The sequence below is a fragment of the Paenibacillus sp. LC231 genome (assembly GCF_001860525.1).
GTDB lineage: Bacteria > Bacillota > Bacilli > Paenibacillales > Paenibacillaceae > Paenibacillus_AQ.
Genome location: NZ_JFOM01000012.1, coordinates 45,834 through 65,084, shown reverse-complemented (window position 1 = coordinate 65,084; position 19,251 = coordinate 45,834). Strand labels below are relative to the sequence as shown.

Annotated in this window: 18 protein-coding genes; 3 read left to right on the top strand and 15 right to left on the bottom strand. The window is 50.6% G+C overall.

Annotated elements, in window-relative coordinates; all coding sequences use genetic code 11:
- Positions 1 to 285: 285 nt before the first annotated feature.
- The 7 genes from AK95_RS08280 to AK95_RS08250 form a co-directional block, all read right to left on the bottom strand.
- On the bottom strand, positions 286 to 1,359 hold the full coding sequence (locus tag AK95_RS08280; protein WP_071219495.1) for a PdaC/SigV domain-containing protein: 1,074 nt from the start codon (positions 1,357 to 1,359) through the stop codon (positions 286 to 288).
- Positions 1,360 to 1,500: 141 nt separating this feature from the next.
- Entirely contained in the window at positions 1,501 to 1,743 is a 243-nt protein-coding gene (locus AK95_RS08275) for a hypothetical protein (RefSeq protein WP_235613062.1), read from the bottom strand.
- 240 nt (positions 1,744 to 1,983) lie between these two features.
- Complete coding sequence (locus AK95_RS08270) at positions 1,984 to 3,036, bottom strand: ABC transporter substrate-binding protein (protein WP_071219493.1); 1,053 nt, start codon at positions 3,034 to 3,036, stop codon at positions 1,984 to 1,986.
- Positions 3,037 to 3,095: 59 nt separating this feature from the next.
- Positions 3,096 to 3,857 (bottom strand): ABC transporter permease, encoded by a 762-nt coding sequence (locus AK95_RS08265; RefSeq protein ID WP_201259369.1) that lies wholly within the window; start codon positions 3,855 to 3,857, stop codon positions 3,096 to 3,098.
- Positions 3,858 to 3,902: 45 nt separating this feature from the next.
- Complete coding sequence (locus AK95_RS08260; RefSeq protein ID WP_071219491.1) at positions 3,903 to 4,751, bottom strand: ABC transporter permease; 849 nt, start codon at positions 4,749 to 4,751, stop codon at positions 3,903 to 3,905.
- Positions 4,748 to 5,719 (bottom strand): ABC transporter ATP-binding protein, encoded by a 972-nt coding sequence (locus AK95_RS08255; protein ID WP_071219490.1) that lies wholly within the window; start codon positions 5,717 to 5,719, stop codon positions 4,748 to 4,750. The genes AK95_RS08260 and AK95_RS08255 overlap by 4 nt, the downstream gene beginning before the upstream one ends.
- Positions 5,720 to 6,123: 404 nt before the next feature.
- Positions 6,124 to 6,885 (bottom strand): SIMPL domain-containing protein, encoded by a 762-nt coding sequence (locus tag AK95_RS08250; protein ID WP_071219489.1) that lies wholly within the window; start codon positions 6,883 to 6,885, stop codon positions 6,124 to 6,126.
- A 327-nt stretch (positions 6,886 to 7,212) separates the two neighbouring features.
- Here AK95_RS08250 and AK95_RS08245 point away from each other — a divergent pair, with 327 nt between their 5' ends.
- Both AK95_RS08245 and AK95_RS08240 read left to right on the top strand, forming a co-directional pair.
- The gene (locus tag AK95_RS08245) at positions 7,213 to 8,601 is read left to right on the top strand and encodes an amino acid ABC transporter substrate-binding protein/permease (protein ID WP_235613061.1); all 1,389 of its coding nucleotides are present in this window, start codon (positions 7,213 to 7,215) and stop codon (positions 8,599 to 8,601) included.
- Positions 8,594 to 9,322: an amino acid ABC transporter ATP-binding protein gene (locus AK95_RS08240; RefSeq protein ID WP_071219487.1), complete on the top strand. Its 729-nt coding sequence runs from the start codon at positions 8,594 to 8,596 to the stop codon at positions 9,320 to 9,322. Before AK95_RS08245 ends, AK95_RS08240 begins: the two co-directional genes overlap by 8 nt.
- 490 nt (positions 9,323 to 9,812) lie before the next feature.
- Here the strand turns inward: AK95_RS08240 and AK95_RS08235 are convergent, their stop codons facing one another.
- From AK95_RS08235 to AK95_RS08200, 8 genes are all read right to left on the bottom strand, one after another.
- On the bottom strand, positions 9,813 to 10,889 hold the full coding sequence (locus tag AK95_RS08235; protein ID WP_071219486.1) for a HAMP domain-containing sensor histidine kinase: 1,077 nt from the start codon (positions 10,887 to 10,889) through the stop codon (positions 9,813 to 9,815).
- A complete protein-coding gene (locus tag AK95_RS08230) occupies positions 10,889 to 11,569 on the bottom strand; it encodes a response regulator transcription factor (protein WP_071219485.1) in 681 nt (226 codons plus the stop codon). The genes AK95_RS08235 and AK95_RS08230 overlap by 1 nt, the downstream gene beginning before the upstream one ends.
- A 38-nt stretch (positions 11,570 to 11,607) precedes the next feature.
- Positions 11,608 to 13,407 carry an ABC transporter ATP-binding protein gene (locus AK95_RS08225; RefSeq protein WP_071219484.1) on the bottom strand — a complete coding sequence of 600 codons (1,800 nt, stop codon included), beginning with the start codon at positions 13,405 to 13,407 and terminating at the stop codon, positions 11,608 to 11,610.
- Between the two features lie 392 nt (positions 13,408 to 13,799).
- Positions 13,800 to 14,069 carry an HPr family phosphocarrier protein gene (locus tag AK95_RS08220; RefSeq protein WP_006207570.1) on the bottom strand — a complete coding sequence of 90 codons (270 nt, stop codon included), beginning with the start codon at positions 14,067 to 14,069 and terminating at the stop codon, positions 13,800 to 13,802.
- 102 nt (positions 14,070 to 14,171) lie between these two features.
- The gene (whiA, locus tag AK95_RS08215) at positions 14,172 to 15,101 is read right to left on the bottom strand and encodes a DNA-binding protein WhiA (protein ID WP_071219483.1); all 930 of its coding nucleotides are present in this window, start codon (positions 15,099 to 15,101) and stop codon (positions 14,172 to 14,174) included.
- Between the two features lie 5 nt (positions 15,102 to 15,106).
- On the bottom strand, positions 15,107 to 16,048 hold the full coding sequence (locus tag AK95_RS08210; protein ID WP_181469905.1) for a gluconeogenesis factor YvcK family protein: 942 nt from the start codon (positions 16,046 to 16,048) through the stop codon (positions 15,107 to 15,109).
- A 57-nt stretch (positions 16,049 to 16,105) separates the two neighbouring features.
- On the bottom strand, positions 16,106 to 17,014 hold the full coding sequence (gene rapZ, locus AK95_RS08205) for an RNase adapter RapZ (RefSeq protein WP_071219481.1): 909 nt from the start codon (positions 17,012 to 17,014) through the stop codon (positions 16,106 to 16,108).
- 52 nt (positions 17,015 to 17,066) lie between these two features.
- Positions 17,067 to 18,017, bottom strand: coding sequence for an ROK family glucokinase (locus AK95_RS08200; RefSeq protein WP_071219480.1), 951 nt, complete (start codon positions 18,015 to 18,017; stop codon positions 17,067 to 17,069).
- Between the two features lie 309 nt (positions 18,018 to 18,326).
- On the opposite strand from AK95_RS08200, the gene AK95_RS08195 reads away from it, so the two are divergent.
- On the top strand, positions 18,327 to 19,250 hold the full coding sequence (locus AK95_RS08195; RefSeq protein ID WP_071219479.1) for an ABC transporter ATP-binding protein: 924 nt from the start codon (positions 18,327 to 18,329) through the stop codon (positions 19,248 to 19,250).
- Position 19,251: the final 1 nt, after the last annotated feature.

Sequence of the window (19,251 nt, the reverse complement as noted above, 5' to 3'; positions counted from 1 at the left end):
CTGCCTCTAACTTGTGGGGAGGGGAATAGAGGAAAGCCCGGGCAGGGTTCCTTTGCACGGGCAACCGGATTGCGTAAGGCCTAATAATGCACGGAGGCGAACCTCTAGGTAAACGAAAAACCCCCTGATCGCAGGTAAGGAGAATACACGCTCCACACTCAAATGATCAAGGGATTTTCGTAACTCGTTCCAGTACAGTGTTACATTAGGACAACATCATGTTTCTAACAAGCTATAGTATGAAAATAAATGATTGCGGTTTACACAAACCGCTACCGTATGCTCTTACTTCCACTCTTTCAGCTTCAACTCAAACTCCGGAAATCCATAGGCATACGCGGTGTACTCATAAAGCTGGAAGTACAGCACCGCAGCATTATCCTTCACATAAAAATCAGCATCGGCAGGCACGCCTTCAAATCCGCCGAGGTAGCCTCCTTCTTTTTTCAGCTTGTTCAGCACAAGGTTGTTCAGCTTCTGTTTGTTCTTGCCCTGCATGTTGATGAAATCGCCCAGCTTCATTTGCTTGCCATCCTTCAAGGAGAACGTGAAGCTTTTACGGAAGGTCATGCCATGGGCGCCACCCGTGTAGGAATAATCGTATGCTGTAATGCTCAGGATATCATTCTGGTTATAATGGACCACGAAATCCCCACTGAACTCGTAAGGGAAACTGGATTCCGATGGCGGGAATTCCTCAGCATTCCCTTCGGCACCGGTGATTACACCGGACGCATTTTCCTTCAGTACTTTATTGATCTCGGCTTGCGCCTCCGCATTTGCGAGTCCACTGATTACAGGATAGTTCACAACGGCATCCACGCCCTGAATCTTTTTCTTCAGCGTAGCCGATTTGATCGTAATGTCGTTCTGTTTCTTCTGCGTCATGCTGAGTGTTTTCACGGAAGGGTTCCATTGTCCCTGAACACCCATGTATTCGCTGACCGTTTTGAATGGCACATACAGACGACCATTAATGATCTGTCCCCCAGGCTCGCCGGCATACGAACCGTTCACCAGAATACCGATTTCAGTTGAATCATATACGATGGCACTCAGTTTGTTATAACCGTTGCCCAGTGTATACGTACGTTTTTTTGCATCATATTTAAGAGGCATTCCCAGGCCGTCCCGCAGAGCGGTTGCCGGCACATAAGTTACCCCGTGCAGCACGAGACCTTTCTGTGACAGGGTCTTGCCATTCCATTTCAGTACGACTTCATTCTTCGGCGATTTTTGGCTGGCGGAAACGGGTGCCTTAGCGGCGCTTGCATCGATGACCTGTCCGCTTAAACCCAGACCGCCAAGCAGGACGCTAGTTGCAATTAATGATGCACATACACGTAATTTAGGATTCATATCAGAATTCCACCTTTGTTAAATTAAGTTTCCGTTAGTTGTTAATCTATTACCCTTAATCATTATAAGGAAAGCTTTCAATGTATTGGTAACAAAGTCAATGACAATTTTGATTCCAGGCCTCGGGACCTATACGTTCGTTTAATCCTTCTGCATGAATGCTTTTACGCTTAGAAATACACCGAACAAGAGAGCGCATGTACCCGCAAGCAGCAGCAATTCACTGCCTTGAACAACGTAAGCTAGAAGAATCAAACCGATGCCAACGAGTGCACTATGAATACTCAATAAGAGCAGATGCAGCGCGCTTTTCCTGAAGATGTTCAGAAACAACACCGCTGCTGCGACGGCAACGATTCCTGCAATAACCAACATACCCATCACATCGCTCAAGCCGCTTTCTCCTTTTCCTGATTAAACGTATAGAAACCTGGTTTAAGTTATTGGCGTCCTCCTTTATATATAACAACGAAACGGGCCACGAAGTTGTGGTTTGATTCGTATAAATCGGCTATTTCTTCCTATTCCGGGACAAAGGGCCTATTCTTTACAAACAAAAAAGAGCCTGCCCCCAATGGGACAGACTCTTTTTATTACAAAAATATGAAAATGCAAGCCCTATAATTAACGACCGCTCTTCAGTTCGGTCCATAAACGATCATAGATCGAGAGCGAGTCACCGACATTATCAAGCCATTCGGTACGGCCCAGCTCTTCATCTGTCAGGTTGATCATCGTATTGGCGCGGTATTCCTCGCTATGGAATTCCATCGCTTTGGTGTTCGGATTGCTGTATCCGATAAATTCATAGTTTTTGGCGCTGACCTCAGGCTCCATCATGAAATTGATGAATTTCTCGGCCAGCTCTTTATTCTTGGCACCCTTAGGAATCGCGTAGTTGTCAGAGAAGATGGTAGCCCCTTCTTCTGGCACGACATACGCCACATCCGGATTCTCCGCAGCAATAAAGGCGGCATCTCCGGACCATACCGTAGCAATCCAGCCTTCTTCTTGGATCATCTTCTGCTTGATGTTATCCGTATCAAACGCTAGCACATTCGGCAGCAGGGTCTTCAGCTCATCCGCAGCTGCGGTGATTTCCGCTTCATCTGTGCTGCTGTTGGACTTCCCTTGCTTCTTCAGCGCCATGCCGATCATTTCACGGTTGTCGTCCAGAAGCAGGACTTTACCCTTGTATTCCGGGTTCCAGAGATCTTCCCAGCTGTTGATCTCATCCTTCACATACTTCTTGTTATATGCAATTCCCGTTACACCGGACGTGTAGACAATCGAATATTTATTGCCCGGGTCATAAGAAGGATCTTTGAAAGTATCCGTAAGATTGACGAAGTTCGGGATATTATTCATGTCAAGCGGCTCAAGCAGCTCCGATTCAATCATCGTTTTGACCATATAATCGGACGGCTGAATGAGGTCATACCCACTGCCGCCAGCCTTGATTTTAGCCAGCAGGTCTTCATTGTTTGCGTAATTGTCGTAGGTTACCTTTACGTCGAACTTCTCTTCGAAGTCCTTCAGCACCTCGGGATCAAAGTTATCCGCCCAACTATAAATGTGAAGCGTCTCTTTATCCGAGCCGCAACCGGCCAAGAGTCCTACAGACAATACCGCAACCATGCCTGCCGTCAGCAGGCGGGTCCATCTTGATTTTTTCAATTCAATATCTCCTCTCTTTCCACTTCCATGTTTTATTTCGAAAAAAGCAGTACCTATGCTTAGATCGGTAATGTTTTATGTTTCTTTTCCCCGTTGCCGCGGTTAAGAATATATTGCGCTAACAGAATCAGCGTGATGCTGACCAGAATGAGCAGTGTACACAGCGCGTTAATCTCTGGCGAGATGCCGCGCTTCACTTGAGCGTAAATATAGATCGGCAGCGTCGTTGAGCTGGGGCCGGCAACAAAAAAGCTGACCATAAAGTCATCCAATGACAGCGTAAAAGCAATCAAGGCGCCGGAGATAATGCCCGGTGCAATCTGCGGCAATGTAACATGCCGGAACGTCTGCCAAGGCGTAGCGCCCAAATCCTGGGCCGCCTCATCCAGCTGTTTGCCCATGCCCGACAGTCTGGCGGTCACTACGACATACACATACGACAGGCTGAACGTAATATGGGCGATGATCACCGTCGTCTTGCCAAGCGGCATATTCAGTTGACTGAACAATACCAGCAGCGACAGCCCCATAATAATATCCGGGATAATGACCGGCAGATACAGCAGCCCGTTCATGCCGCTGCGACCTCGGCGTCCCAGATTCCGAAGCGAGAGCGCCGCCGCAGTTCCGAGCAGGGTAGAAACGATCGTCGATATGACCGCCACCGTTAAACTGTTCATCAGCGCTTCCATCACGTGCCGGTTCTCGAATAGCGACACATACCAATCCAATGTAAATCCTTCCCAGTTGCCGCTAAGCCGCGTGTTATTAAAGGAATAGATGATGATCATGATGATCGGTACATAGATGAAAGCCATCATAAGGAAAGAGTGAATCCCAAGCAGCGGGTGATTCTTCTTCTTCACTTATCTCCCCTCCCCTACGCGTTGATGGCGGGCTTGCATCGCCCGGTTAAAGAGCAGGATCAGCACCAGGGACGTAATCACGAAGATCACCGATAACGCCGCTCCAAAGGGCCAGTTGCGCGCACCCAGGAACTGCTGCTGAATGATATTACTGATCATGGAGGACTTCGCGCCTCCCAAAATATCCGTAACTACAAACATTCCGGATGTCGAGACATAGACCAGAACCGCTCCCGTCATGATGCCGGATTTGCTCTGCGGCAAGGTAATGTGCCGGAATGCTTTCCACCTGGAAGCGCCCAGATCGCTGGCCGCATCCAGCAGACGCTTATCCATCTGTTCCAGAGCCACGTAGATCGGCAGCACCATGAATGGAATGAAGTTATACACCATTCCGAGCAGCACGGCGCCGTACGTATACAGCATCTGAATCGGCTCGTCGATCCATCCCATCCACAGCAGCAGGCTGTTCACCACGCCTTGGGTCCGAAGCAGCAGGACCCAGGCATAGGTGCGGATCAAAAAGTTGATCCAGAACGGGACCGTGATCAGAATTAATCCCCAGGTTTGGATACGCGGGGAAGCGTTGGCTATATAATAGGCCAAAGGATAGCTGACTAACAAGCAGATTACCGTAGTCAGCAGCGACAGTACCAAGGTATCCCAGTAGATCCCTAAATATAATGGATCAAAGAAGGTCTTGTATCCTTCCAAACTGAAGGAAAACACGATATTCCCCAGCGAATCCCGCGAGAGAAAGGAGATGCCGACCACGATTAGCATCGGAACGATCAGAAACAGGGATAACCACAGCAGGACCGGAGTCAACAGGAACCTTGATTTCCTCATGATCCGATGATCACCTCATCTTTGGCGTTCCAGTTCACCCCAACCCGCTCGCCAACCTCCCATGGCTGATCATCCGAGATATCGAGGGCAATCATGACCTTCATCGGTTCATCATCCAATTGGACCAGCAGTTTATGAACACTGCCGAGGTACTGCACATCCTCAATCACGCCGTTCTTCTTGGCACCCGATTCCCGCTGGGGAATGAGTTTCTCCGGCCGTACGGCAAAGAGACCCTCTGGCGAAGAAAAAACGTTATTCTCCCCTACAAACGTAGCGGCAAACAGCGTTTGCGGCCTTGCATAGATCTCGCGCGGCGTACCGATTTGCTCTACCCGTCCATGGTTCATGATGACGATCCGGTCGGAGAGCATCATGGCTTCCTCTTGGTCGTGCGTTACATATACAAACGTTATCCCGAGCGTCCGCTGCAAATGCTTGAGCTCGGACTGCAAATTCTTCCGCAGCTGCAGATCCAGTGCGCCAAGCGGTTCATCCAGCAGCAGCACCTTCGGTTTGTTGGCAATGGCGCGGGCGATGGCCACGCGCTGCTGCTGTCCGCCGGACAGCTGGTGCGGGAAGCGTTCCCGCAGGGCAGTCAGCTGCGTCATGGCAACGGCTTCGTCCACCCGCTCCTTGATGAGTTGACGCGGCATTTTTTTCATTTTCAGCCCAAAGGCGATATTATCTTCTACGGTCATATGCGGAAACAGAGCATAGTGTTGGAATACCAGATTCAAATCCCGCTTGTTCGCAGGCATTTCCGTCACATTCTGACCCGCCAGCCAGACCTGTCCTTTGGTTGGCTGTTCGAATCCTGCTATCATTCGGAGAATCGTCGTTTTGCCGCAGCCGCTGGGGCCCAGCAAAGTCAGGAATTCCCCTTCTTTAATGGAGAGCGACAGCGGATGCACGACCGCTTGTCCCTGAAAATGCTTCTCGATCTGGACAAGTTCAATCACATGCATCAACCCCTTCTTCAAAATGTGACCTATTCCATGTGTACATTCCTGCTAACCAGTATGCACAAAAACGTTCCCCACTAAGAAGAAACGGTCCTACTGCCTGTTGTGCTCAGGTTGGCAGAATCCGTTTCTTAAAGGTGGAGGATGCTAGAAGTCTCGACTAAGAAAAAAAAGCCATATCCATGGGTATGGCTGTAACGTTCAGATCAAAGTTCAGTTTTTCGCATATTCACTATACCTCGTTTTCCCCCTATACACAACACTTTTCTGTGTATTTCGACAGGGGAAGGGACGGATGTGGTCCCTGATTATGGTATTTCATTTTTCGAATAAGGATACACAAAAAACCGTCCACTCGGTAAGATCCGGATGAACGGTTTTCTGCATGCTGAGTCGAAAACAAACAACTACTTCAGCTCATATTGCACGTACAGCTGCGTCGAGATCTTGATTTCGCCCGGCTTCACGGATGTGTTTGCGCCCGCGTCCGCTGCCGTGGATTGTGCTTCCATCGCCATTTTTTCGAGACCAAAGATGGTATCTACACCAACGGAACCTTCCACAATGTTCAGCACGATGCCCAACTGGCGCTTGGAGGCTTTTGCCATCGCCTGAGCTTTCAGGTCTGCATTCGCCATCGCCTTATCAATCACTTGGGCCTCGAACGCATCGCGGTTCTCCACTGAGAAACGTGCGTTTCCAATGGAATTGGCGCCGGCATCGGACGCTGCATCAAGCAAATCGCCGACTTTGTTCAAGTCGCGAAGCGTGACTTCCAGGGAATGATACGCCGAATAGTTTTTCACTTTACGTCCATTATCATCAGAGTACGTATAGTTAGGCTGTACGTAGAACTGCTCGGTTTTGATATCCTTGTCGTCGATCTTCCACGTTTCTTTCAACAGCTTCGTAATCTTATCCATTTTCAGCGCATTGCTCTTCTGTGCGGATTTTGCGGTTTCCGCATATGATTCCGCCCCGATGGAAAGATAAACGATATCTGGCTTCACCGAGATCTCGCCTTTACCGAGTACGGTAAGAAGATTTTGCTGTGCTGCCTCCGCCGCGTGCACCTCGGTTTCTCCGCTCAACCCAACCAAAGCCGTGCTGCCAGTCAACAGCGCGCCTGCAATCATGATAGAACCTACTTGTTTGACCCATCTTTTCATCTTTGTCAGCCTCCTTCGATATTGGCATCGCTGCCATGCTTGCCTTACCCTTCTAACGTGAGGGCATTGGTAAATGTTGCATCCGAATCGGAGCGTTTTGATATTTTTTCTTGCAATAAATTTTTGTACGCCCAATTCATTGGTATTTCTAGGCATGATTGGCTATTTAGCCAAATAAGATACCGAATGAAGAAGACGGCAACTGTTTAATAAGGAAGCCTTAATGGGTAACTAACTTACATCGGTGTTTAAAAAGAGGAGGTCACTATGAAATCATTCCGGATGTTATACGCGTTCATGTCACTGCTGATACTCATGGCAGCGGGCATGCCATACGGGGCGGCAAGCGCCGCGGCAGAGCCAGCCTCCGGTAAAACCTATCAGATCGGAACGGACATTACGTTTGCCCCGTTTGAATTCCAGGATGCAAGCGGCAAATTTGTCGGTATCGACATGGATCTGCTGGATGCGATCGCAAAAGATCAAAATTTCAAATATGAGATCAAGCCGCTCGGCTTCAATGCGGCGGTTCAGGCGCTGGAAGCCAATCAGGTCGATGGAGTCATTGCCGGCATGAGCATCACGGAAGAGCGGAAGCAGAAATTCGATTTTTCCGATCCTTATTTTGAATCAGGTGTGGTCATGGCCATTCGCCAGGATCAGGAGTCTATTAAAGGGTACGAGGATTTAAAAGGAAAAAAAGTCGCTGTCAAAACCGGTACGGAGGGCTACAGCTTTGCCGAATCCATATCCTCCAAATACGGATTCACCATCGTGCCTTTTGACGATTCGGCCCAGATGTATGACGATGTCAGGACCGGCAATTCCGTTGCCTGTTTTGACGACTTCCCCGTGCTGGCATACGGAGTCGAGCAGAACAATGGACTGAAGATCGTTACGGATATGGAGCCAGGTGCCTCCTACGGATTTGCCGTCGGCAAGGGACGGAACCAGGAGCTTCTGGAGAAATTCAATGCCGGCTTGATCAACCTGAAGGCAAGCGGAGAGTACGATCGCATTAAGGCAAAATACATTGGCGAAAATGCCGTGGGCGCGGCGAATCAAAGCCGCTGGGAGCTAATCGTGGAGTCGCTGCCTTCGCTGCTGAAGGGCCTTGGCAATACGCTGCTGTTGACCATCGTATCGCTGTTCTTTGCGTTTTTCCTAGGGTTGATATTCGGTTTTATGAAGGTCGGACGCAATAAATGGCTCCGAGGCATCGCAACGGTATTCGTGGATATTTTCCGCGGCATACCGCTGCTGGTCCTTGCCTTCTTCATCTACTTCGGTATTCCGCAAGCGCTCGGGTTCACGATGTCGCCGATCGTGGCAGCTGTCCTGACACTTAGCCTGAATGCCGGTGCCTATGTCACGGAAATTATCCGGGGCGGTATCCAATCCATTGACCCGGGACAGCTGGAGGCTGCCCGCTCGCTCGGTCTGCCATACCGTAAAGCCATGATGAAAATCATCATCCCCCAGGCAATCAAAGTCATGATTCCGACCTTTATTAACCAACTGGTGATCACGCTCAAGGATACGTCGATCCTGTCGGTAATCGGCCTTGTCGAGCTGACCCAATCCGGGAAAATCATCATCGCAAGAACATTCGCTTCGTTTGATATCTGGCTCGTGGTCGCCATCATGTATCTGGTCGTGATTACTATTCTGACTAAAATTTCGGGCCGTCTGGAAGGGAAGGTGCGTCATGGATAAAATCCGCGTAGAAGGACTGAAGAAGAATTTTGGAACGAACGAGGTGCTGAAGGGCATTGACATGCAGGTTCAGGAAGGCGAGGTTGTCTGTGTCATCGGGCCCTCGGGCTCCGGCAAAAGCACCTTCCTGCGCTGCATCAACCGACTGGAGGACATTACGGCAGGCAGGGTGTTCGTACATGACAAGGATATCAATGACCCTAAAACGGACATCAACAAGGCGCGTGAGAACATCGGCATGGTGTTCCAGCACTTTAATCTGTTCCCCCACTTCAATGTGCTGAAGAACATCACATTTGCCCCGGTCGAGCTGGGCAAGCAGAGCGCGTCCGAGGCGCGTGCCACAGGGCTGAAGCTGCTGGAGCAAGTAGGCCTCTCCGATAAGGCAGAGGCCTTCCCCAGCCAGCTGTCGGGCGGGCAGAAACAGCGTGTCGCGATCGCCCGGGCCTTGGCAATGAATCCGGACATCATGCTGTTTGACGAGCCGACATCGGCGCTGGACCCCGAGATGGTCGGCGAAGTGCTCGGCGTGATGAAGGATCTCGCGCGCGAAGGCATGACGATGATGATCGTCACGCATGAGATGGGCTTTGCCCGCGAGGTTGCGGACCGGGTGATCTTCATGGATGGCGGGTATATCGTAGAGGAAGGCCCGCCGGAGGAAGTGTTCGGCAGACCGAAGCATGAGCGTACGATCAGCTTTTTGGAGAAGGTGCTGTAATGGTGCAGCTAACCTACCTGTAGCAACCGTTGCCGTATGGCTGCACGTACCTTGCGGGTTGCTCCCTGTGCGCACTGCTCCCTGTGCGCACGATGAGTGGCCGAGGTGCACTCAACGCTGATCATCTTGCAGCAGCCATTATTACACCGCGCGGGGAAGAGGCACGCGGTAAACACGGTGCGTGGCCTCGGAATGTGCTCAGCTGTCGAGCATATTCATGTGCATTGAACCCTGCTTTAGTGGAGCTAACGGACCGAGAGTACCTTATTTGATGGGAAATGGGGCTTTTCCGAAGACAATCGGACTAAGGATTCGTTATTCCCGCCAAAAGACTGCATTTAGCTATACAAATCCTAAAATAACGGATCTGGTGTCCGTTATTTTAGTTTATGGTGCTTAATTCGGCAAATAAGGTCCTTGGTGTCCGTTACATTCGCAAGATTACCGAGGAAATGCTTATGTCTTATGTCCAACCTTCACCGCACGATCACTACTTCGTATCCAGTGATCGCTTATACGGCACCTTCACGGTAAATGCCGAGCCTTTCCCAAGCTCGGATTGGACCGTAATATTCCCTTGATGAATATCGACGATCCGCTTCACGATCGATAATCCAAGCCCGCTGCCCCCCGCAGCGCGGTTACGCGATTTGTCCGCTTTGTAGAAGCGTTCGAATATATGCAGCTGGTCCGACTCCGACATCCCGACCCCCGTATCCGTCATCGTAACCTCGGCTCCGTCTTCCCTTGCTTTTAGCACGATGGTGATCATACCGCCTTCCGGCGTGAATTTGATGCTGTTGTGCAGCAAGTTGGTCCACACTTGACTCAGCAGATCCTCTGTGGCCTCAATCTCTACCTTTGCGAGATCCAGATCCACCTGAATCCGTTTCGCCAGCCACTGCGGCTCATGCGCCAAGACGACCGCACGCAGCTGCCCGTCGAGCCGGTAACGGGCCCTTTCGAATGCCGGCTGCTCTCCTTCCAGGGATGACAGCTTTAACAGATTGTCACTCAGCTGCGACAAGCGGCGGCTCTCTCCTTCGATAATCTCCAGGTAACGGGCTCTCTTCTCCTCCGTGAGGCGGGGATTTCGGAGCGCCCTTGCAAACCCCCGAATCGAAGTAAGCGGGGATTGAATTTCATGGGACACATTGGAGATGAAATCCTGACGCATGGTCTCCATCCGCCCCAATTCGCCGGCCATGTCGTTAATGCTGCTGGCGATCATCTTGAACTCCCCGCGCCATTCATTTTCGTTCATCTTTACCTTGAAGTCTCCCTGCGATATCCGGCGCATGGCATCCGTAATGGAATTCAGCATGGCCATTTGCCGATGCTTGAAGAACATGCCCACGACAAGCATGCATAGGAAGAAGATGATGACGCCAACAAACAAGTTGATCAGCTGGACGACATAATCCCAACGCGGCGTTCCCGTCCAGGTGTAAATAAACCGCGTCACATAGGTCGCCGCCGTCCATGACGCACCTAATACCGCAAAGACCAAGATGGTCTGAAGCGTTTCCCGAACGATCTTCCACAATATTTTGCGCGTTTTCTTCATTAACCTTCACCTGCCTCCAGGCGGTAACCCAGACCGCGCACCGTTCGAATCCTGAACCGGTATTTCTCCTCCGGGAACCGCTCCCGCAGCCGATTCACGTGGACATCCAGCGTCCGTTCGTTCCCTTCAAAGTCATATCCCCATATATCTTCGATCAGCCTGTCGCGCGGCAACGTGCTCCCCGGATAACTGGCCAGCTTGAAGAGCAGCTCAAACTCCTTCAGCGGCAGGGTAAAAGCCTCATCACCCGCCTTGACCTCATAGGTTCTGCGGTTCATCTGCAGCTTGCCGATGGTCACCGTCTGCGATGCGGCTACCTGATACCGCTTCAGCAGCGCTTTGACGCGCACAACAAGCTCCGCTGGTTCGAAGGGCTTCACCAGATAATCGTCGGTACCCAGCTCAAAACCCTTCACGATCTGCCTCGTTTCCCCTTTTGCCGTCAGCATCAGCACCGGAATACCGGTGTTCCTCCGGATCTCCCGGCACAGCTCCCATCCGTCCATATTCGGCATCATGATATCCATCACGACCAGATCGACGGATGTCTGTTCCATGACGGACAAGGCCTCGACGCCATCCGAGGCTTCGAATACCCCTTCCATCCCCGCTTCCTCCAGAAACACCTTTATGAGTTCGCGGATATTCGGGTCGTCGTCCACTACCAATATTTTTGCCATGGTGGCCATCCCTTCTTCCCCAGCATTTCAAGGCGCCCTTAGGCCTCAATCGTTTCATTCATCTGCAGCTGCTGCACGGCAAACTCTCTGTACATGTCATGCTGCTCAATCAATTCATCATGCGTTCCCCGTCCGGTTACCGTTCCTTTTTCAATGAAAATAATCTGATTCGCTCCTACAACCGTGGATAACCGGTGCGCAATAATAATCGTCGTCCGGCCAGCCATCAGGTTCTTGAGGGCCTTCTGCACTTCAATCTCGGAACGGCTGTCCAGACTGGAGGTGGCTTCGTCCAGCATCAGAATCTTCGGATCCCGCAGCAAGGCTCTGGCTATGGCAATCCGCTGCCGCTGACCGCCGGAGAGCTTCACGCCCCGTTCGCCCACATCCGTATCAAAACCATGCGGCAGCTCGTCGATAAATCCATCTGCATAGGCCATTTCTGCCGCTCTTCGGATCTCCCCATCGCTCACTTCCCGGTCCATCCCATAACATAAATTGTCACGAATGGTTCCCGCGATCATTGGACTATCCTGTGAGACATAACCAATCAACCCGCGCCATGAGCGTAAAGAGAACGTATCAATCGCTGTCTTGCCCAATCGGATCTGTCCTTTTTGCGGAAGATAAAACCGCTCGAGCATGGAGAACAGCGTCGTTTTGCCTCCGCCACTCGGTCCAACCACTGCCGTGACCGTGCCCGGCTCCATCTGAAAGCTGATATCATGCAGTACCAGCTCATCCGGTTTGTAACCAAACGACAGATTCTCGATGGACACCCGCTGATTCGCGTTCACCACATTGCTACCTTCCGAAATGGATTCTTCCTCTGCATCCAGTGTTTCCAATATTCGCTCGGTTGCTCCTTTGGCCTTCTGAAACTGGGTAAAAAACGTCGTTAACTGCGTCATCGGCATCACGATTTGAATCAGATACAGGATAAACGCAACCAGCTCGCCGGCGGTCAATGCCCCTGTGGATACCTGAAGTCCGCCATACCCGATGACCACCACCAGCAGCATCATCAGCACGAAGGACATCAGCGGCGCGATCCAGGCGGATACCACGCCTTCCTTAATCCCGAAATTCAGCAGATTGGTGATCCCTTTATGCCCATTCTCATACTCTCTGTCCTCAGCGTTTGATGCTTTCACCAAACGAATCTCCGACAGCACCTGACTGATATTCGCCGTAAACGTAGCCGTCTCATCCTGCATGCCAAGCGAGATTTTATACATTTTCTTGCCAAGCGGCACAAGAATCAGCGCTGCAATCGGAATGACGATAAACATCGTCAGTGTCATCTTCCAGTTTAGATAGAGGAGCACCCCAATGGAACCGACGATAGAAATAATCCCGCTAAAAAATCCGGCCACATGGTCCGATATGAGACTTTTGATCACTCCTGTATCATTCGTCATCCGGCTGACCGATTCCCCTGAACGATTATGATCGAAGTAGCGGATCGGCAGCACCAGGAGCTTTTTCCACAACCGTTCCCTAAGGGCGGCCACCATCTTCTGTCCCGTATAACTCAGCAAAAAGATCGAAACCCCTGAGGCTATCGTCTGCACCACAAATGCGATCCCAAGTCCGATGATGTGGGAGCGGTTCATATCCGTTAAGGAGAAGCCATCCACCAGGCTCTTTGTAAACATCGGAATGACTAGCCCGACCAGGGTTGATACCACATTCAGCAAGATGGCTCCAATCAGCAGCAGCATCGGCGGTTTCGTTTCTTTTAACAGCCGGAAGAAGGCCTGCGAACCCGCTTTGCTGCTGCCGGCCTGCCTTTCCTGAGCTATTTCCTGTATCGAAGTATGGTCCGTTTCTCTCATCCTTTTCTCTTCCCTTCCATCCTTGTTTATTGTCTGTAAGGAAAGAATAGTTCAACAAGTTAAACTGAAGTTAAACGAAGGCTTATTTTTAGAGAAACAACCTAAAATGACCCCACCAAATGGAGCCTAAGCTACGATCTTATTCCAACTACTTTGCGGGGACCCCAAAAAAACATAAATATTCCAATATAGTAAAAAGCCATCTAAGCATGCCCCGGACCACGCAGCAGCAGTGCGCACGATGTACAAAAAGAGCGGATTTCTCCGCCCCTTCTCGAATCTATCCATATGTATGCACGAAAACCAAGCGAGAATCCAGCAACAGAAGGCCTTGATAGCAAAAAAAGCCTTGCAGTAACAAGACTTTTCTTAAACTTCAATCACGGTGACCCTTATTGGTTCTCGAGTTCCTCTTTGCTCACCAAGTTCACGAGTGAAGTAACCGCTTGCTCCGCGTCGGCTCCCTCAGCACTAATGTAAACTTCCGTACCAGAGCTGATCGCAAGGCTCATAATTCCCATGATACTTTTGGCATTAACTTTTTTATCATCTTTTTCAACGAAGATTTCAGATGAGTATTTATTCGCTTCCTGAACGAACAGCGCGGCCGGTCTGGCGTGAAGACCCGTCTTTAACCGAACGACTACCGGGTGCTTTGTCATGAAAATTACCCCCTATCTAATAAATCTGCTGCATTGAAAGCGCGATTGACATTTTATAATATTATACCATTTTACCATACAGGACACTAGAAGAAAAAATTCTTACCCATTCCGAATCTTTTCGGCCAATTCGTCGATTTTGCGCAGGCGGTGATTAACGCCGGATTTGCTGACGGTTCCTTTAAGAAGCTCGCCGACTTCCTTCAGATTCATATCCGGATGAGCCAGTCGAATTTCAGCCACTTCCCGCAGTTTATCGGGCAAATTCTCAAGACCCATTTCCTTTTGGAGCAGCTTAATGTTCTCAATCTGACGGACGGCAGCGCCGATCGTTTTGTTCAGGTTGGCGGTCTCGCAGTTCACGATCCGGTTCACCGAATTCCGCATATCCCGCATAATCCGGACATCCTCGAACTTGAATAATGCCTGGTGGGCACCTATCAGATTAAGGAACTCGATGATTTTCTCGCCTTCCTTAATGTAGAAGATAAAGCCTTTCTTCCGCTCGATGCAGCGTGCGTTCAGATGAAACTCATTCGCCAGATCCACCAGGGACTGGCAGTGCTCTTCATACATTGAGGCAATTTCCAGATGGTATGAAGACCCCTCCGGATTGTTCACGGATCCGCCAGCCATAAAGGCACCGCGCAAATAAGCGCGTTTACAGCAATTTTTGCGAACGATTTGTTCATCAATCCGCGATTGAAACAGAAAGCCCTCGGAAACGATGCGCAGTTCTTTAAGTATCTCCTGAACCTGGGCGGGAATACGAACGATATATACGTTATTCTTCTTCAAACGCATTTTTTTACGCACCAAAAGTTCGGTATGTGCCTGGAAATGCCTCTTAATTAAGGAATAAATACGTCTTGCAATCGCGGCATTTTCCGTTGAAATATCCAGGATTACCTTTTTGTTCGAAAGCTGAACAGAACCGTTCATCCGAATGAGCGCGGACAGCTCGGCTTTTTCACAGCAGTTCTGGCTTTCGATCATTGTCAGTTCTTTCTTCGTCTGTGCCGCAAAGGACAAGGTACTCACCCCTTTCGTGTAATCCAATCCTGTACCAGCTGAAAAATATGATTGCTCAGCTTGTCAGCGTCATGTCTTAAGTATGTTCTAAATAGCACAAGCTTATCTGCAATGAGTTTGTACCCTCTGCTGGTCACCTCATCACGATCCAGGAACACGGGCTTTGCACCCTTCTGAGCATACTTATCCTGAACCTGCGGCGGGATTTCGCCATCATTTACAATAACATAATCGAACAGATGAAGACCAATATGATCGTAAACGGCCTGCAAATGATCGCTCACCGTATAATTATCGGTTTCTCCAGGCTGCGTCATCACATTGCACACGAACATTTTTATCGCCTCAGAGGATACGATGGCTTCAGCAAGCTTGGGAACAAGTAAATTGGGCAAAATACTGGTATATAGGCTTCCCGGACCGATCAGAATTGCATCGGCCTGCTGAATCGCCTCCAGCGCTTCCGGCAGCGGCTCAACATGCTCCGGCTCCAGAAAGATCCGCTTAATGCGGCGCCCAGCCTCCGGGATTTTGGATTCACCGGTCACGATAGAACCGTCTTCCATCTCTGCATGCAAAATAACGGCTTCACCCGCCGCGGGCAGAACCTGTCCACGAACAACAAAAACCCGGCTCATCTCCTTGACTGCCGTGACAAAATCACCGTGCAAATCCGTCATGGCAGCCAAGATTAAATTGCCGAGGCTGTGCCCGGCCAGTCCCGAGCCATTCTTAAAGCGGTATTTCAATATATCGGATAACAGCGGCTCCACATCGGCGAGCGCTGTAAGTACATTTCGAATATCTCCCGGGGGCGGCATCTGCAATTCGCTACGCAGTATGCCGGAGCTTCCCCCATCATCAGCGACGGTAACGATAGCCGTAATATCAAGCGGCTTCTCCTTGAGTCCCCGGAGCATAACGGACAGCCCGGTTCCTCCACCCATCACGACGATGCGGGGACGCTTTCTAGCTTGCACAGCCACATTTATCACTTCCCTTAATTAATGCCGATCCCGATCGGAATCACGGTGACTCACCGATACCGTCTCCGTTTCGCTAACGCCCAGCATTTTGCCAAGGTATTCCGCTATCGCAACGGAGCGATGCTTCCCGCCGGTACAGCCAATGCCGATAATAACCTGGCTTTTGCCTTCCTTCCGATACTGCGGGATCAAGAAATGCAGCATATCGAGCAGTTTGGTTAGAAACGCCTGCGTCTCCGGCCATTTCATCACGTATTCATATACATCACTATTCTGGCCGGTATTTGGGCGCAGCTGCTCCACATAGTGCGGGTTGGGCAGAAAGCGCACATCAAATACCAGATCAGCGTCAATCGGAATCCCGTATTTAAACCCAAAGGATGTGATATTTACCGATAACGTGCTGCTCTCCAGATGTGTGAAACGTGAGATAATCTTCTCCTTCAATCGCACAGGCTTCATATTGCTCGTATCGATCACCTGGGTAGCCGAATTCTTCAGCTCATCCAGCATTTTGCGCTCCAACCTTATTCCGTCAAGCGGCATGCCTTCCGGAGCGAGCGGATGGCGACGGCGGCTTTCCTTATAACGTTGTACAAGCACGGAATCCGTTGCATCCAGGAATAGAATCTCGCAGTGGATGGTAAAGTGGTCCTTGATGTAACTCAGAGACTCCGATAGAGCCGTAAAAAATTCGCGGCCACGCAGGTCGATGACCAATGCAACCTTGCCGATCTTACCCTTGGATTGATCGATCAGCTCCGCGAATTTGGGAATGAGCACCGGAGGCAGGTTATCGACGCAAAAGAATCCAAGATCCTCCAGACTTTGTACGGCCAAGGTCTTACCTGCTCCCGACATCCCGGTGATGATGATCAGGGTGGCCATGGATGATGTGTTGCTGCCTCGGTTGGCTGCTTCCAGCATCAGCTTTCCCTCCCTTATAAGTTTAGATCAGACGATGTATGGTGAATAATGATTACGAACGCAAATGCAGTCCGGCAGCGCCTACAACGCCGGCATCATTGCCGAGCTCAGCCGGAACGATGCGCACACCTCGCTGAAGCGGCTCTGGTGTCAGCTTCGCAAATACAGCGCGGACTTCATCAAACAGAATGTCGCCGGCTTTGGATACGCCGCCGCCGATAATAAAGGCTTCCGGATTCAGCACGGCCGCAACGGCAGCCATAGATTTGCCCAGGTAATAAGCTGCGCGATTCACGATCCGAATGGCAACTTCATCGCCAGCCTTTGCAGCATCAAACACTTCCTTCGCCGCAATGCTCTCTACATGGGCAAGGGAAGTACGGTCCCCACGCTCTACGGCATCCTTCGCCATACGGATAATGCCGGTTGCCGACGAAACTGTCTCCAGACAGCCCATTTCACCGCATCCGCATTGAATCGCTTCCAAGTCCGGCACAACCGAGATATGTCCAAGCTCGCCAGCCATGCCGCCGAAGCCTTGATAAATCTTGCCGTTAATAATAATGCCTCCGCCAACACCGGTACCCAGCGTGTAGCATACGCAGTTCTCAACGCCGCGCCCTGAGCCGCTCCAGGCTTCACCCAATGCAGCTACATTGGCGTCGTTGTCTATTTTGACGGGCTTGCCGAGACGCTCTTCAAGCAGTGCGCGAATCGGTACATCTTTAAATCCTACATTCGGTGCCAGAATAATGATGCCTTCACGAATATTCGTAAAGCCGGCGAATCCAGCTCCCACACCAGCAAGTTGATCCCAGCTGAATGGCGATTCTTCCACAATGTGACGCACATATTTCTCAATGTTGTCAATAACCGTGTCAACGCCTTTGGCTGTTTCCGTCGGCCCCTCATACTTATGCAGAAGATGCCCCTCTTCATTGCAAATTCCAACTTTAATTGCTGTTCCGCCCAGATCGACACCGACGTAGATGTTCTCAGACATGTTTCAAGCCACCTTTTTCCTTCTATATTATAGATTGCTCCTACTGTACCCACTATAATTGAAGGCACTTCTGCGGTCAAGAGAACACCACGTGACAGGAAACCGTAAGCAGTCCTTTATTTCCGATTATGTAAGCGCATACAAAGGCCTGCGAAACCTCCCTAGTTTGTTCATCATCTAACTCCCCTCTCCTACGGCAGATCCGACATGACAATTGTCACTCTGAAGTGGTGACATCCTTTACTAACGGGGATTCCCTCGCTTTCGTATGATGAATTCAGATCATTTCGATTACGGAGGAGCGATTCCATGACAAACCCAATCCAAGAACCTATTGCAGAGCTGCGGCAGGTAACTAAAATGTTCGGAAGCAAAAAAGCCGTCAACCAAGTGTCGTTTACGATAGAGAAAGGGTCGATCACAGCCATTCTCGGCCCCAACGGAGCAGGGAAATCAACCGCCATCTCCATGATGCTCGGCCTTAAAGACGCCAGCCAGGGTGAAGTTCTCCTGTTCGGGCGCAGTCCGAAGGACTTGAAGGTCCGTGAGAAGATTGGAGCCATGCTTCAAGAGGTCAGTGTTATGGACGGATTGCGGACGCGCGAAATTATCAATCTCATCCGAGGCTATTATCCGAATCCGTTAACACTGAATGAAATCGCTAGCTTGAGCGGACTTACCGCGGAAGAACTGAACAAATGGGCTGTCAAAATGTCCGGCGGCCAGAAACGCAAGCTCAGCTTTGCGCTGGCGATTGCGGGCAACCCCGAGCTGCTGTTCTTCGATGAACCAACGGTCGGCCTGGATACGTCGGCCCGCCGGTTATTTTGGCAGACGGTACGCAAGCTTGCCGATCAGGGCAAAACGATTCTGTTCACCACGCATTATCTGCAAGAAGCGGACGATATGGCCGACCGCATTCTGCTGTTCCATCAAGGTCAGGTTGCCGCCGATGGCACGCCGGAAGCGATCAAAGCCAAGCTGACACGAAGGTCGGTTTCCTTTATCGTGGATGCGGACCACCAGCAGGTCAAGGAGCTGCTTCATGAGGTACCCGGCGTAACCGATGTGTATGAACACAACGGCCGGCTGAACGCCGTTACCGATGATACGGACACGGCGCTGGCGGCTCTGTTCCGGGCCGGGCTGGCTGTACGCGACATTCGCATCGATCAAGGAAGCCTGGACGAAGCATTCGACCAATTAACGATGGATCAAGGGGAGGCTGTATAAG

What these genes read in the sequence shown, in the direction of transcription:
- AK95_RS08260 (WP_071219491.1), bottom strand. Translation starts at nt 4,751, where the DNA reads ATGAGGAAATCAAGGTTCCTGTTGACTCCGGTCCTGCTGTGGTTATCC.
- AK95_RS08200 (WP_071219480.1), bottom strand. Translation starts at nt 18,017, where the DNA reads ATGTCTGAGAACATCTACGTCGGTGTCGATCTGGGCGGAACAGCAATT.
- AK95_RS08280 (WP_071219495.1), bottom strand. Translation starts at nt 1,359, where the DNA reads ATGAATCCTAAATTACGTGTATGTGCATCATTAATTGCAACTAGCGTC.
- rapZ (WP_071219481.1), bottom strand. Translation starts at nt 17,014, where the DNA reads ATGCTGGAAGCAGCCAACCGAGGCAGCAACACATCATCCATGGCCACC.
- AK95_RS08225 (WP_071219484.1), bottom strand. Translation starts at nt 13,407, where the DNA reads ATGAGAGAAACGGACCATACTTCGATACAGGAAATAGCTCAGGAAAGG.
- AK95_RS08235 (WP_071219486.1), bottom strand. Translation starts at nt 10,889, where the DNA reads ATGAAGAAAACGCGCAAAATATTGTGGAAGATCGTTCGGGAAACGCTT.
- AK95_RS08210 (WP_181469905.1), bottom strand. Translation starts at nt 16,048, where the DNA reads ATGGGTGGAGGAACCGGGCTGTCCGTTATGCTCCGGGGACTCAAGGAG.
- AK95_RS08255 (WP_071219490.1), bottom strand. Translation starts at nt 5,719, where the DNA reads ATGCATGTGATTGAACTTGTCCAGATCGAGAAGCATTTTCAGGGACAA.
- AK95_RS08240 (WP_071219487.1), top strand. Translation starts at nt 8,594, where the DNA reads ATGGATAAAATCCGCGTAGAAGGACTGAAGAAGAATTTTGGAACGAAC.
- AK95_RS08195 (WP_071219479.1), top strand. Translation starts at nt 18,327, where the DNA reads ATGACAAACCCAATCCAAGAACCTATTGCAGAGCTGCGGCAGGTAACT.
- AK95_RS08220 (WP_006207570.1), bottom strand. Translation starts at nt 14,069, where the DNA reads ATGACAAAGCACCCGGTAGTCGTTCGGTTAAAGACGGGTCTTCACGCC.
- AK95_RS08230 (WP_071219485.1), bottom strand. Translation starts at nt 11,569, where the DNA reads ATGGCAAAAATATTGGTAGTGGACGACGACCCGAATATCCGCGAACTC.
- AK95_RS08245 (WP_235613061.1), top strand. Translation starts at nt 7,213, where the DNA reads ATGCCATACGGGGCGGCAAGCGCCGCGGCAGAGCCAGCCTCCGGTAAA.
- AK95_RS08265 (WP_201259369.1), bottom strand. Translation starts at nt 3,857, where the DNA reads ATGATGGCTTTCATCTATGTACCGATCATCATGATCATCATCTATTCC.
- AK95_RS08250 (WP_071219489.1), bottom strand. Translation starts at nt 6,885, where the DNA reads ATGAAAAGATGGGTCAAACAAGTAGGTTCTATCATGATTGCAGGCGCG.